This is a genomic window from Bradyrhizobium sp. CCGUVB1N3, assembly GCF_024199925.1.
Lineage (GTDB): Bacteria > Pseudomonadota > Alphaproteobacteria > Rhizobiales > Xanthobacteraceae > Bradyrhizobium.
The window spans coordinates 4,720,685-4,734,769 of sequence record NZ_JANADR010000001.1 but is presented as its reverse complement, the minus strand read 5'-3'; the positions used below and the strand labels follow the sequence as shown (position 1 = coordinate 4,734,769).

The 14,085-nt window shown below is 64.0% G+C and carries 9 protein-coding genes; 7 read left to right on the top strand and 2 right to left on the bottom strand.

Translation table 11 applies throughout. From position 1 onward, the window contains the following. Positions 1 to 56: 56 nt before the first annotated feature. Positions 57 to 1,106 (bottom strand): ABC transporter substrate-binding protein, encoded by a 1,050-nt coding sequence (locus NLM33_RS22585; protein WP_254098865.1) that lies wholly within the window; start codon positions 1,104 to 1,106, stop codon positions 57 to 59. Continuing rightward, positions 1,103 to 2,254 (bottom strand): ABC transporter ATP-binding protein, encoded by a 1,152-nt coding sequence (locus tag NLM33_RS22580; RefSeq protein ID WP_254098863.1) that lies wholly within the window; start codon positions 2,252 to 2,254, stop codon positions 1,103 to 1,105. Before NLM33_RS22580 ends, NLM33_RS22585 begins: the two co-directional genes overlap by 4 nt. A gap of 330 nt (positions 2,255 to 2,584) precedes the next feature. Between NLM33_RS22580 and NLM33_RS22575 the strand changes: the two genes are divergently transcribed. From NLM33_RS22575 to NLM33_RS22545, 7 genes are all read left to right on the top strand, one after another. Further along, positions 2,585 to 3,970, top strand: coding sequence for a PLP-dependent aminotransferase family protein (locus NLM33_RS22575; protein WP_254098861.1), 1,386 nt, complete (start codon positions 2,585 to 2,587; stop codon positions 3,968 to 3,970). Positions 3,971 to 3,976: 6 nt separating this feature from the next. Further along, a complete protein-coding gene (locus NLM33_RS22570; protein ID WP_254098859.1) occupies positions 3,977 to 5,224 on the top strand; it encodes an FAD-binding oxidoreductase in 1,248 nt (415 codons plus the stop codon). Positions 5,225 to 5,507: 283 nt separating this feature from the next. Continuing rightward, complete coding sequence (locus NLM33_RS22565; protein WP_254098857.1) at positions 5,508 to 5,873, top strand: hypothetical protein; 366 nt, start codon at positions 5,508 to 5,510, stop codon at positions 5,871 to 5,873. Positions 5,874 to 6,362: 489 nt separating this feature from the next. Then, the gene (locus NLM33_RS22560; RefSeq protein ID WP_254098855.1) at positions 6,363 to 8,438 is read left to right on the top strand and encodes a glycosyl hydrolase 108 family protein; all 2,076 of its coding nucleotides are present in this window, start codon (positions 6,363 to 6,365) and stop codon (positions 8,436 to 8,438) included. A gap of 70 nt (positions 8,439 to 8,508) precedes the next feature. Then, positions 8,509 to 10,056 (top strand): glycoside hydrolase domain-containing protein, encoded by a 1,548-nt coding sequence (locus NLM33_RS22555; RefSeq protein WP_254098853.1) that lies wholly within the window; start codon positions 8,509 to 8,511, stop codon positions 10,054 to 10,056. A gap of 217 nt (positions 10,057 to 10,273) precedes the next feature. Beyond that, positions 10,274 to 11,242 carry an AraC family transcriptional regulator gene (locus NLM33_RS22550; RefSeq protein WP_254098850.1) on the top strand — a complete coding sequence of 323 codons (969 nt, stop codon included), beginning with the start codon at positions 10,274 to 10,276 and terminating at the stop codon, positions 11,240 to 11,242. Between the two features lie 248 nt (positions 11,243 to 11,490). Further along, a complete protein-coding gene (locus NLM33_RS22545; protein WP_254098848.1) occupies positions 11,491 to 14,058 on the top strand; it encodes an autotransporter domain-containing protein in 2,568 nt (855 codons plus the stop codon). Positions 14,059 to 14,085 lie beyond the last annotated feature (27 nt).

The following is a 14,085-nucleotide window of genomic DNA, read 5'->3' as shown; positions in this document are numbered from 1 at the left end:
TGGCGTGGTCGCTGGGATCGGGCAGGGGTGCCCGATCCGTTGTTGTCGGCGCCGTCCTATTGGGCGAGCCAGGCGTTGAAGCGCTTCACCAGATCCTCGCCATGATCGCCCCAGAATTCCACGTCACCGACCAGATAGGCCTTCATGTGGTCCGGTGCCGTCGGCAGTTTCGGCAGCACATCCTTGGGAACGAACGGCGTCGCATCCGCCATCACCGGACCATAGGGGATATGGCTGCCGAGTTGCGCGCTCACCTCGGGCTCGGCCGCATAGGCGAGATATTTGTAGGCGAGGTCGAGATTCTTTGCGCCCTTCGGAATGGCAATCATGTCGTATTCGACGATCTGATTGTCCCAGACGATGGCGAACGGACGCTTGTCCTTGTCGATCGCGTTTTGAATGCGCCCGTTCCAGGCGGTCGTCATCACCACTTCCTTGGACGCGAGCAATTGCGGCGGCTGTGCGCCGGCTTCCCACCAGACGATATCTTTCTTGATTGTATCGAGCTTCTTGAAAGCGCGGTCGACCCCGGCAGGCGTTCCCAGCACCTTGTAGACGTCGGCGATCGGCACGCCGTCGGCCATCAGCGCCCATTCGAGATTTTGCGCCGGCGCCTTGCGCATGGCGCGCTTGCCGGGGAATTTCTTGGTGTCGAAGATATCGAGCACTGACGTCGGCGGCTCTTTCAGCACGGTGGTGTCGTAAGCCAGCACATCACCATAGACGTCGATGCCGACGCCGCAGTCCAAAGCGGTACCGGGCAGGAACCGCGAGCGATCGGCCACCTTCGAATAGTCGAGGCGGATCAGCACGCCGGCGTCGCAGCCTTGAAGGACGGTCGAGGTCTCAACGGTCACGAGGTCGATCGGTACGTTGCCGGTCTCGACCATCGCTTTGATCTTGCCGAGTTCGCCCGTGTATTCCTGCTCGTTGAACTGGACGCCCATCTTCTTGGCGAACGGCTCGAACCAGGCCTTCCGTAGCGCCGTCTGCCATTCGCCGCCGGTCGCCATCACGGTGAGTTCTGCGGCGCTGGCGGGCTGAATCTGCGAAATGATCGCAGCGCTTGCCAAGGCAAGCAAGGTCGTCCTGTAGGTCAGCTTCATGAAACGCTCCCTGTGTTCGCGGTAATGCCGTCCGGGGCGACGCCTGCCGGAAAAGCCCGGCAATCGGCCGTGCGCCAGCCAAGATCGATCGCTTCGCCCGTCGCCATTGTTGCGTCGGGGCCGATCTTGACTGTCAGGACCTGCCCGCTCGGCAGACGCGCGAGCAGGCGTTGATGGTCGCCGTGATAGATCCGGCCGTCGACCGTCGCCTGAAAGCGATTGTCAGAATGGTCGCCGGCGCCGGCGATCCGTTCGGGCCGGACCGCCAACTGGACTGGTGCGCCGGGACGAATGTCTCCGATCGCCATGGCGGTCGTCCTCAATCCCGTGGGCAGCGTGACAAGGCATTGATCGCCATCGACGCGTTCGACGATGCCATCCAGCGCGTTGTTTTCACCGATGAAGCTGGCGACGAATGCGGTCGCCGGCTCGTTGTAAAGCCCGTCCGGCGTTCCGATCTGAACGATGGCGCCGTTCTCGAAGATGGCGACGCGATCCGACATCGTCAGCGCTTCGCTCTGGTCGTGCGTCACATAGACGATGGTGACGCCGAGCATTTCGTGGATCTGCTTCAACTCGATCTGCATATGCTCGCGCAGCTTCTTGTCGAGCGCGCCGAGGGGTTCGTCCATCAGAACGAGGGTTGGCTGGAAGACGAGCGCACGGGCGAGTGCGACGCGCTGCTGCTGACCGCCGGAGAGTTGCGTCGGTTTGCGATCCCTGAAGCGTTCCAGCCTCACCATTTCGAGGGCGCGGGTGACGCGTGGCCCGATCTCGGCCTTGGGTACCTTTCGCACCGAAAGCGGGAAGGCGACGTTGTCCGCCACGCTCATGTGCGGAAACAGCGCGTAGTTCTGGAACACCATGCCGATGTTTCGCTCATAGGGCGGCAGGCGGTCGACCGATTTGCCGTCGAGTGTGATCACGCCCTGGCTCGGACGTTCGAAGCCCGCCAGCATGTTCAGGGTCGTGGTCTTGCCGGAGCCTGACGGTCCGAGGAACGTCAGAAACTCGCCGCGGCCGATGCTCAAATTCAACCGGCGGACGGCATGAAAATGACCGTAGGTTTTCTCGACGTCGATGAATTCGACAAATTTGGCGTCGCCTTGTCGCTCCCTTTCGCGACCGCCTATGGGCTTGCTCGTCATCGCAGCCGAAGCTCCCAACGGGCCTGTTGCGGGGCGTGCGTCCGCCAGGGCCTCACGAAGCGACGAACTTTGTCCGGTCGAAACCATCGCTCCACCTCCCAGGGATGTCCCGCCTCAATTATGTGGTCATACAATTGAGGATTGGGTGACCGTACAATGCGAGAATTATAGCGTCAAGTCTGACTTGTGGTGCAATTTGCGGCAGTTATCATGCCATATAATTGGGCTGTTGATACTCCATGACATGCATACAAGTTAGATTGTGTGACGCTTTCCTCCATGTTAAGAAAGCCTTGGTCAGGACAAGAGCGCTCGGGGCGCCAGGCAGCAATGCTCGAGAATTTGGAATTGCCGAACAGCGATCGGCCAATTTATCAGCGTTTGGCGGATGCCATCGGTGAGCGAATTGCCCGTGGCGAACTGGCTGAAGGCGACAGGCTGCCGCCGCATCGGGAAATTGCGCGCCTGCTCGGCATCAACGTCACGACCGTCACCCGCGCCTTCTCGGCCTTGCAACAGCGCGGCCTGGTTGAGGCGCGTCCTGGTCGTGGAACGCTTGTCGCCGCCAAGGAGACGGAGGAGGGCGGGTTCAAGTCCGCTCCCAGCGACGAGGCCGGTCTGATCGACCTGTCCGTCAACCGACCGGCGACTTCGGCCTATCGTGAAGCGCTGTCGCTTCTTCTGCCGCACATCGCCAGGGATCGCCGATTTGGCGCCTTGCAAGACTATCATCCCCCTGAAGGTCCGCTATGGGCGCGCGCAGCGGTGGCGGATTGGCTCAATGGCGTGGCGGGCGATGGTGACGCCGGTCGCATCGTTCTGACCGATGGCGCCCAGCATGGCCTCGCCTGCGTGTTGCGGGCTTTGACACAAATCGACGATGTCGTCCTCGCCGACTCCATCACCTATCAGGGCATCAGCGCCCTTTGCCGGTCGCAGGGCGTCGACCTGCGTGGCGTGTCGATTGACCGGGAGGGCATGCGGCCGGACGCATTCGAGCTGGCTTGCTCGACCTTGCGCCCCCGCGCGGTTTTCGTCGTGCCCAGCTTGCACAATCCGACGACGGTCACATTGAGCGAGGAGCGCCGCCGCGCGCTCGCCGCGATCGCGCGGCGGCACAACGTGCTGATCATCGAGGACGATGTTTACCGTCCGCTGCTCGACCGCGTCGTTCCATCTTTTGCCGCCCTGGAACCCGAACTCACCGTCCACATCAGCGGCCTGTCGAAATGCATCGCACCCGGCCTGCGCTATGGATTCGTGGTCGCGCCGCGCGCGGTGCTGGGCAATGTCGCAGCCGCCCTGCGGATCGATTGCTGGAGCATCAGCCCGCTCACGGCGCTGATTGCCACCATTCTGCTGGAAGAGGGGACCGCGAAGCGGATCATCGACGTCCAGCGCGAGGAGCTGCGTCGGCGGCAGGCCATTTTGCGCGATGCGCTCTCGGCATTCGATGTTCAGACCCAGGAGACGTCGCCTCACGCCTGGTTGCATTTGCCCGAGCCCTGGCGCGGCGCAGCTTTCGCCCGCGCCTGCCGTCAGCGCGGCGTGGGCGTGCTGCCTGCGGATGCGTTCGCCGTGGGACGCGAGACTCTCGCCCATGCCGTGCGCATCAATGTGGGCGCCGCGCCGTCATCCGGCGAATTGCGGCAGGCGCTCTCGATCATGACCGACCTGTTGAATGCAGGTCATTTCGAAATCTCGGGCGCGGTCTGAGCCGTTGTGGCGGAATTGATCAAAACGGACGTCGCGATCGTCGGGGCCGGCATCATCGGCCTTGCGATTGCATTTCGGCTGGCCGAGAACGGCCGTGAGGTTGTCGTCGTCGACCCGAACGAGCCGGGTTCGGGCGCCTCCTACGGCAATGCCGGGACACTGGCTCCCTACGCCTGTGCACCGGTCGGCAACCCCGACGTCTTGCGGAATCTGCCGAACCTGCTCGTCAACCCCGACAGTCCTCTCGCCGTCAGGCTGGCCGGCGTGCCCGCACTCGTTCCCTGGCTGTCGCGTTTCGTTTGGCAATCCATGCCTGTCCGCGCGCGCCGCAACGGACATGCGCTGGCGGATTTGCTGAAGGACGCGATGCCGGTTTGGCGAGAGCTCGCCGAGCAGGCTCGATTGTCGGACCTTCTGCGATATGAGGGCTGCCTCTATCTCTATCGGGGAAAAATGCCGCAGGAAGACGGCGAGTGGGGGGCCCGGCTGCGAGGCGAACTCGGCGTCCGACAGGAGCGCTTGACGTCGGAAGAGGTCGCAAGGCTGGAGCCTGCACTACCTCGCGCAGCCGGCGGCATTTTCTTTCCCGATGCGGCTCACACCGTCGATCCAGCCGCGCTGACCAGCCGGCTTGCGGCCGCGGCCGCGGCAAGAGGCGCCTCGTTCGAGCGCGCGCGTGTTGATCGGCTCGAACCGCAGGACGGAGCACGGATCCGCCTGGTATGCCGCGATCGCACGATCGAAGCGCGTACGGTTGTCCTTGCCGCCGGCGCCTGGTCGCGGTCGCTGGCCGAACAAGCCGGCGAGAATATTCCCCTCGACACGGAGCGCGGCTACCACATCGAATTCGCGATGGACGCCTGTCCGATCAAGCGGCCCGTCAGCCCGGTCGATCTCGGCTTCTATGTCACGCCCATGGCCGGCCGTTTGCGGGTCGCGGGAACGGTCGAGCTCGGCGGCCTGTCCGCGCCGCTCAATCCGAACCAGGTTGCCCTTCTGGAGCGAGGCGTCCGCAAGCTGTTTCCGGATCTCGGACCCGTTCAATCGCGATGGCTCGGCTTTCGGCCCTCTCTTCCCGATTCCCTGCCGGTCATTGGACCCAGCCGACGCTATCCGAACCTGATCCACGCTTTTGGCCATGGACATCTCGGCATGACCTTGGCTGGCGTCACGAGCCGCATCGTTGCAAGCCTCATCGAAAAGCGGAATGACGCTCCGAATCTCGACGCCTTTCGGCCTGATCGTTTTGCTTGAGCGATTTTCGCGTCTTCCGCGCGCCCGCGTTTTCTTGTTGCGGAATGTTGCTCGCGTCCCGCTCGCCAACAGCAGCAAACTCACGAACATCTTTCGGACACTTATTCCGGAGTAATAGCCGAATCGAAGGCTTTTGGCGTTCAGGGAGTAGAGAGCGTTGGTCAGAATTGGTTGTTACAAGCGGCAGATTGGAGCGGCCGTCCTTGGCTGTCTGCTGCTCGCGTCGTCGCATGCGAGCGCAGCGATCGACGGTCTTGCCGGGGCGTGGTCCGGGAATGGTTCCATGAAGCTGTCGGAGGGAGGCCGCGAACGAATTCGTTGCAAGGCAAGCTACGTGGTCAAGAAGCCCGAAAAGTCCATGAGCTTCGAGCTGAAATGCGCGAGCGATGCCTACAAGATGCTGCTATCCGCAGAGATCGAGCAGGACGGCTCCACAATTTCAGGTAACTGGTTTGAGAGCGAGTATCGCCAGGGCGGCAAGATCACCGGGACGAGTTCGGACGGACTTGTCGAAGCAAGGATTGAAGGCAACACCGTCGCCGCTTTCGTGACCATCCGCACCAAAGCCAATCATCAATCGTTTGCATTGGAATCGCCGGGGGCCTGGGCCTCCGAAGTGTCCGTCGAGCTGGACCGGGTCAGCAACTGAGATCGTCCCTCGGAGACACCGAGCCCTCCACATGCTCGATCGTCGCCAATGATGGAACGGCGGCCTGATTTGCCCGACGCGTCGGTAAAATCCGCAATGCCTCGCACCGGCCGCCGTTCGACCTGGCATGGGATTGTTTTCGATATTTTAGATTGAACGCCGGTGTTGCGGCCGTCGGTCCCGGCGGTGATCGCGGGATGGCTTGCCTGCCACCTGCAAAGTTGCGGCGCCCTGCGCCGCCCCGTGCGGCGAACGCGTGCGGCCCCGCGTGAGGTCGCATGGACGATTTGCCGCAAGTGATCCAGTTCACACGCGGTGTGACGGTCCCTGTTGTAGCCTAAGGTTGCATTTGGAAGGCGACCCATTTCGAAGACGGCCGTTTTGATTTCAAGGGCCGGATTGCCCACGCGGCACGCAGATTTTTTTAGAGGGCGTATCCCTGTCTCGGGTCCGTGCCGTGGCTGACGGGCAGGCGATGGAGGGGGCTGCATGAGTGAATCGACCGCCCAACAGCGCGTAAACTGGAAGTCGTTCGAGTGCGCCGAGCATGCGATGGTCCGCATCGCGTTTGGTCCCGACGAGATCCTCGTCGCTCCGCCGACGGCTGACGCCTGGCAGGCGCTGGCGATGGTGCTGGGAGCGCACGGCTACAACATCAGGACGGCCGACACCGACAGCTATAACTGCCGCGCCATCACCGGCGGTACCGAGAAGAGCCTGCACGCCTACGGCATCGCACTCGACATCAACTGGAATACGAACCCGTACAAGGAGACCCCGGACCAGCGCAAGGTCCGCTTTTCCGACCAGCCAACGCAGGATCTGCGCGCCCAGGACGTCAAGCGTGCCCTTGCCGACACCGACATGACGCAAGCCATGATCGACGACGCGCTTGCGATCAGGACGGTCAACAAGAAGCGGGTGTTCGAGTGGGGCGGCAACTGGAACAGTGTCAAGGACACCATGCATTTCGAGATCGACGTCAAACCCGACGATCTCGAGACGGGTATCGACTGGAGCTCCGTGAGGGGCATCCAGAACGGCCGGCCGGTGCCAAGCCGGCTGATGGAAACGCGCGGCGGCGGGTCGCCCCTGCAAGGCGACATCGCGCTCGGAAATTTCGAGAAGGTGCACGCCCTCATCGAGAAATGGGAGGGCGGCTACACCAATCATCCGCGCGATCCCGGCGGCCCGACCAACATGGGCATCACGCTGAAGGATCTGTCGGCCTGGCGGCACGCGCCTGTCACCGCCGATGACGTGCGAAACCTCACGCGGGACGAGGCGCTGCAGATCTTCCGCGCCAATTACTGGACGCCGGTGCATGGCGACGAGATTCCGCTGCCGGCCGCCCAGGTCGTCTACAACACGGCCGTCCTGAGCGGGACGACGCGCGGCATCCGTTTGTTGCAGCAGGTCTTGGGCCGTGGGCAGAACGGGCTCACTGTGGACGGACGCATGGGTTCGTCCACCATCGACGCCTGCCTTGCCGCCGATCAGAAGATGCTGGTCGAGGACTACTGCTCGGCTTACGAATCCTATCTGCGCGGCCTTCCCATCTTCGACACGTTCGGCCGCGGCTGGCTCAACCGGCTCGCCGAAATCCGTCAGACGGCGCTCGGATGGGCGGAAGCACCAGAGATCAGTAGCCCGGACATCGCGCCGCGGGAGCTGCAAACGACCCCCGTCCAGGCGATCGAACTCAGGTTCGGCGACAAGGGCGCGCTGGTCGAGGGCCTGCAGCGGAAGCTGACCGAGCTTGGCTATTCGCTGGGCGAGATCGACGGCCAGTTCGGCACGCTGACGCGCGAGGCGCTGCTGGCGTTCCAGGCCGACAACAACGTTCCCCCGACGGGCACTCTCGATGCAGCGACCCAGGCCGCGTTCGCCCGGCCGCAGCCGCGACCGCTGTCGCGCGATCGCCTGTCCGCGACATCGGACGATCTCAGGGCGAGCGGCTCGCAGACCATCAAGGCCGCGGACAATACCAAGATCGCCGGCTGGATCTCCTCGATCCTCGGCGCGCTCGGCATCGGCAACAGCGCCGCGGTCCAGGTGATCAACAACAACGTTGCCACGCCCGCGCCGCCCAATCTGTCCCAATTCCTGGGAGAGGTGCAGAAGCTATTGACCTCACCGCAGCTGCGTGCCGATCCGGCGAACACCCAGCAGGTGCTCGATGCCGCCAAGCAGCTGCAGAATTTCAACGTCAAGCAGCTGGTGTCGCCGGAAAATATCCAGATCCTCGACAATATCCGCGGGCTGATCCCCGCCAATGTCATCAGCTCGAATCCGGCACTCTCCAATTTCTTCCAGATCGTCGACGGCGCGCGCGGGCTCACCCAGTTCCATACCATCTTCGACGCCTTGCCCGGGATGTTCGCCAACGACTCGACGCTTCAGCTGCTGTCGAAGGGATTGTCGGCGGTGGCGGGCAGCGTGATCCCGGGCTTCGGCGGATCGCTCGCGACGCTCGCGATTGGCCTTGCGGCGAATTATTTCAGCAATCGCGTCATTGAGGCCCGCACGCGCGATCACGTCACTGGCGCCAACACGAGCCGATGACCATGAACGACACCCACCCAGGCAATCATGTCGGCCGACACGGCCAATCCGTCCAACTCGGGGGCGAGCCATGATCATTGACACCAACATGCGGACGACGCCGCATCTCACCTCCCTCAGGCAGAACGGCGTCGATACCATCATCCGCTATTATTGCCGCAACACGCGGCAGGCGGAAAAACGGCTGACGGCGGACGAGGCCGCAGCCATCATTCGCGCGGGGCTGAGGCTTGCAATCGTCTACCAGGGCGCCGGCGATTCCGCGGCATCGTTCTCGCAGGATGCGGGTGCGAGGGACGGCGCCCACGCGCGCGACTATGCGGCGGACGTCATCGGTCAACCCTCGGGTTCAGCGATCTACTTCGCCGTCGATTATGATGCCTCGGATGCGGACATCCGCACGCGCATCGTTCCGTATTTTACCGCGGTTCGGCAGGCCCTGAAGGGCGAGGCGGGCGCCGCCTCCTATCAGGTCGGGGTCTATGGCAGCGGCGCGGTGTGCCAGGCGCTGCTCGGGGCCGGACTGGTGTCCTACACCTGGGTCTCCCAATCCGGCGGTTTCAACGGCACTGCCGCCTTCCTGCGCTCCGGGCAATGGAATTTGCATCAGCGCCTGCCTTCGACGCTCTACGGCCTGAGCGTCGACCCGAATGATCCCAATCCGCAAAGGCCGCAGTTCGGGGCGTTCAACAATCTCACGACGGGCGCGCCTGCGCTCGCAAACATCGGCGTGGCGGGCAATTACGCGCCCCTGCCATCCATCAGCGCGACGTTCGTGCAGCAGCAGCTCCAGCGTCTCGACTACCCGCCGGGTGCGATCGATGGCGAGTACGGGCCGCTGACGCGCGCGGCGCTGCTCGCGTTCCAGGCCGACAACAATCTGCCGCTGACGGGGGTCGCGGATGCTGCGACCGCTGCTGCATTCGCGACCGCGCGCCCGCGTGCGCTCGATCCCGATCGCGTGCGGGCGACGGCCAACGATTTGCGCAAGATGGGCTCTCAGACCGTCATACAGGCGGATCACACCAAGACTGCCGGCTGGATCGCGTCGATCCTCGGTGTGCTGGGCATCGGCAACAGCGGCATCGTCGAGATGGCGAATTCGGCGGGCGCGCCGGTGGTATCAGCGCCAAGCGGACAATTGCCGCAGGGGTTGTTCAAGTTTCTCAACGACCTCCAGATCTTCCTGTCGTCGGGAGCGCCGGCCGACAAGCTGGAGCCGATCAAGGAAGGTCTCCGCCAGCTGCAAGGCATCGACCTGAAGAGCCTGATCACCCCGGAAAACGCCAATGTGCTGCAGCAGCTGAAGGCGCTGATTCCGCCGGATGTGCTCACGAAGAACCCCGACCTCGGCAAGGTCCTCCAGCTCGCCGATATCGCGCGCCAGGCCAGGCCGCAATTGCAGACGGTGTTTGACACACTGCCCAGCTTCTTCACGGACGGCACCGCCTTGCAGGTCCTGGCGAAGGGCGCGGCCGTAGCTGCATCGTCGATGATTCCCGGCTTTGGCGGCAGCCTCGCCGCGCTCGGCATCGGCCTTGCCGCCAACTATTTCGGCAACAAGATCATCCAGGCCCGCGTCGATGATCACCAGACCGGCGCCAACAGGAGGTTGTAGCGGTCGCGTCGGTCGCGCAATCATCAGGACTGCGTGAGACTTCGCATCGTTCCGTCGCTTGTCGTGCCGTATCCAGGCAGCTTCGACGTGACACCGCAGCAACACGCTCTCCGGAGACGATTTTGCCTCGGTAGTCCGCACCGGAGTTCCGTCGAGTCCGAGCCAGGCCGTTCACTCGATCCTATGGTGCCTCGCATTGAGAGCGCGAGGAGAGCGTTTGTCGCATCTTAGGTTTTCGACTGATGCCTTCGCCGACAACGACAAGATCGAGGCTTGGCGCGAGGTTTTCGGCCGCTCGGTCGTCAAGATGGAGATGGACCCGGCGCGGGGCGAGCCCTTCCGCAGCGAAGCGCAAATTCATGCCCTGCCCGGTGTCACCATGGCCTCGATCAGCAGCTCCGCCAATCGGGTGATGCGCACGCCGAACCTGGTTGCGGACGGTAGCGACGATTTCGTCTTTGCCATGATGACCGAGGGCGAGGCGACGATCAATCAGCGCGGGCGCGAGGTGGTTTTTCGCAAAGGCGAAGCCGTGCTCTGGTCCAATGCTTCGGTTGGAAGCTGCGACTACGGGATGCCGATCGATTTCGTGGCGCTCGTCGTTCCGCGCGCGGTGATTCCCGTTGCCGACGTCGACGACGCCTTGATGCGCCTGTTGCCGGCGGATCTGGCGCCGATGCGTCTTCTCCGCAACTATCTCGCGCTTCTCCAGAAAGGGCACCTTGAGGCCTCGACAACGGACCTCAGGGTGGCGTGCGCAACTCATTTGCAGGATCTGATTGGGCTGGCGGTGGGCGTGACGCGCGAGGCGGTGGATATTGCCAACGGACGCGGCGTTCGCGCGGCGCGCCTTAAGGCGCTCAAGGCGGATATCACTTCGAATATCATGGGGCACGACCTTTCCGCGGAAGCGCTCGCTCTGCGGCATGGCATTTCGCCGGCCTACATCCGCAAGCTGTTTGACAATGACGGCACCAGCCTCAGCCATTTTGTTCTGATGCAACGGCTGAGCCGTGCCTATCGCATGCTGGTCGATCCCACCTTCGCCAATCGGCAGATCAGCGTCATCGCCTTCGAATGCGGCTTCGGCGACCTGTCCTATTTCAACCGGTCCTTTCGCCGCTACTACGGCGCGACACCGTCGGACATCCGAACGCGGCCGGCGCGCAACGGCTTCGTGCCCTGACGCCCCAGTCCGTGTGGTCGTTCCGCAACACACGCCGCGAACCCGGCGATGTGTAGCGCGCAAGCCTAGTCGTTGTTCGATCCTGTCCAAGCCTTCGCGGAGTGCGCCAACTAACGTTCCGGCGGATCGGCAGTTCACTGGATTCGCCGCGCGTTTACGTCTCGAAAGTGCCCAAGATGATCTGCTTCGCCTGCGCCAAACGCGTTCGATCCGACGGCTCCCGCGGTGCGACGCGGCGGCGCCGGGGCGTGCCGCTTGCCGCCCTTTTGCTCGGCTCGACCGCGCTGGTGGCCGTGGGCTGCATGTCGCCGGCCGAGGCGGGGTCTTCGGATTGGACCGGTGCGAACTCGACCAACTGGTACGACCCTGGAAACTGGAGCACGAACGTGCCGACATCGGCGGATACGGTCACCGTCGACACCTTGACGCCGAACGCGACGATCATCAGTGGTGGAAGTGCAAGCGCCCAGACGCTCACCGTCGGTTTGCTTGGCTCGGGATTTCTAACAGTCCAGAACGGCGGAACGCTGAGCGTTCAAGGCGTCGACATTGCGGGGCTTCTCGGTTCGACCGGCGGCCTCACCGTAACCGGGGCAGGCTCGACATTGTCCTCTGCCGGCCCGATTTCGGTCGGAGTGAGCGGCGCTGGATTGTTATCGGTCCTCGCCGGAGGTGCCGTCACGGGCACCCAGGTCGGCCTGGGGGCGATGCCGGGTGCGACCGGCAGCGTGACCGTCGATGGTGCGGGTTCCTCTATCACTGCCAACCGGCTCTACGTCGGGGTCGGCGGCACGGGTTATTTGAACGTCACAAATGGCGGCTCCGTCACGGTCGCCACCGCCAGCGTCATCGGCAACGCCGCCAGCGCCAGCGGTTCCGTTTTGGTTGATGGTGCCAATTCGACATGGACAGCCAATGGCCAGCTCATCATCGGGAGCCTCGGCAGCGCCACGCTGACCATCAGCAACGGAGGCGTCGTGTCGGCGCCCGGCGCTAATCCCGTTGCGATCGCGGACCTGTCGGGTTCCGGCACACTCAACATCGGCGCGGCGCCGGGCGCGACACCGGTGGCGCCCGGCACGCTGAATGCGGCGAGCGTGCAGTTCGGTTTCGGCACCGGCACCATCAACTTCAACCACACCGGTTCGGGTTACGTGTTCGCGGCCGCCATTAGCGGCGCGGGCACGATCAACCAGCTTGCGGGCGAGACCATCCTGACCGCCGACTCCAGCGGCTTCACCGGCGCGACCGACGTGAGCGGCGGCCGGCTCGCGGTGAACGGTTCGCTGGGCGGGCTCGTGACGGTGGCGCACGGCGGCATCCTCGGCGGCACCGGTACGGTCGGCGGCATCATCGCCCCGGGCAATTCGATCGGTACGCTGACCACCCTCGGCAACGTCAACTTCTCAACCGGTTCAATTTACCAGGTCGAGGTCAATGCCGCAGGACAGAGCGACAAGATCGTTTCCGGCAACATTGCGATCATCAATGGCAGCACGGTGCAGGTGCTGGCCGGCGCCGGCAATTACGCAGCGAGCACCAATTACACCATTATCACGGCCGCGCACGGCGTCAGTGGCACCTTCGACAGCGTCACCTCGAACCTCGCCTATCTCACGCCGTCGCTCAGCTACGATGCCAACGACGTGTATCTGACGCTGACCCGCAACAGCGTCAGTTTCGCCTCCGTCGGCGTCACGCCGAACCAGGTCGCGACCGGCGGCGGCCTCGACAGCCTCGGTTTGGGCAACGCTCTCGTTGGCGCGATGCTCAATCTCTCGGCGCAGCAATCTCAAAATGCTTTCGACCAATTGTCCGGCGAGATCCACGCCTCGGCCAAGGGTGTCCTGATCGACGACAGCCGCTTCACGCGCGACGCCGCGCTGGATCGGCTCCGTGCGGCTTTCGACAGCGTCGGCGCGCCGTCGATGGCCTATGCCGCGGTCGGACCGGTGAAGGCGTCCGCCGACACGGATCGGTATGCCGTGTGGGCCCGCGGCTTCGGCTCCTGGGGCTCGACCCGCGGCGACGGCAATGCGGCGTCGCTCAGCCGCAGCACCGGCGGGATCGTGGTCGGCACCGACGGCCGCGTCGCCGAAACCTGGCGCGTCGGTCTGCTCGGTGGCTACGGCCATTCCAACGTCCGGGTCGGCGATCGTCGGTCGTCCGGCAGCAGCGACGACTACAGCCTCGGCCTTTATGGCGGCACGCAATGGGGCAACCTCGCCTTCCGCACCGGCGGCATCTACACCTGGCATGAGCTCAGCATGGGCCGCACGGTGGCGTTCCCGGGCTTCATGGATACGCTCAAGAGCAGCTACGGCGCGCGCACGGCGCAGGCGTTCGGCGAGTTCGGCTATCGCATCGACGCCGGGCGCACCGCTCTCGGCAAGCTCTCGTTCGAGCCGTTCGCCAATCTCGCCTATGTCAACCTCTCGACCGACGGCTTCGTCGAGCAGGGCAATGCGGCGGCGCTCACCAGCCAGGCCGACAAGATCGGCGTCACCTTCACCACGTTGGGGCTGCGCGGCGCGTCGCAGGTCGCGACGCTCAGTGGCATGGGCATGACCGCGCGCGGCACGCTCGGCTGGCGTCACGCGTTCGGCGACACCACGCCGCTGTCGACCCTCGCCTTCTCGGGCGGCTCCGCCTTCACCATCGCAGGCGTGCCGATCGCGCGCGATGCGGCGCTCGTCGAAGCCGGGCTCGATCTCGCTATCACCCCGAATGCGACGTTCGGCGTCGCCTATGGCGGCCAGTTCGCGAGGAGTGCGACCGACCAGAGCGTGAAGGGCACGTTTGCAGTCAGGTTCTGATGACGATCGGCGACGATGTCATCGTGA

Bases quoted from the DNA above. Each gene is read 5' to 3' on its own strand.
- NLM33_RS22585 (WP_254098865.1), bottom strand. From the start codon at position 1,106: ATGAAGCTGACCTACAGGACGACCTTGCTTGCCTTGGCAAGCGCTGCG.
- NLM33_RS22580 (WP_254098863.1), bottom strand. From the start codon at position 2,254: ATGACGAGCAAGCCCATAGGCGGTCGCGAAAGGGAGCGACAAGGCGAC.
- NLM33_RS22575 (WP_254098861.1), top strand. From the start codon at position 2,585: ATGCTCGAGAATTTGGAATTGCCGAACAGCGATCGGCCAATTTATCAG.
- NLM33_RS22565 (WP_254098857.1), top strand. From the start codon at position 5,508: ATGAAGCTGTCGGAGGGAGGCCGCGAACGAATTCGTTGCAAGGCAAGC.
- NLM33_RS22560 (WP_254098855.1), top strand. From the start codon at position 6,363: ATGAGTGAATCGACCGCCCAACAGCGCGTAAACTGGAAGTCGTTCGAG.
- NLM33_RS22555 (WP_254098853.1), top strand. From the start codon at position 8,509: ATGATCATTGACACCAACATGCGGACGACGCCGCATCTCACCTCCCTC.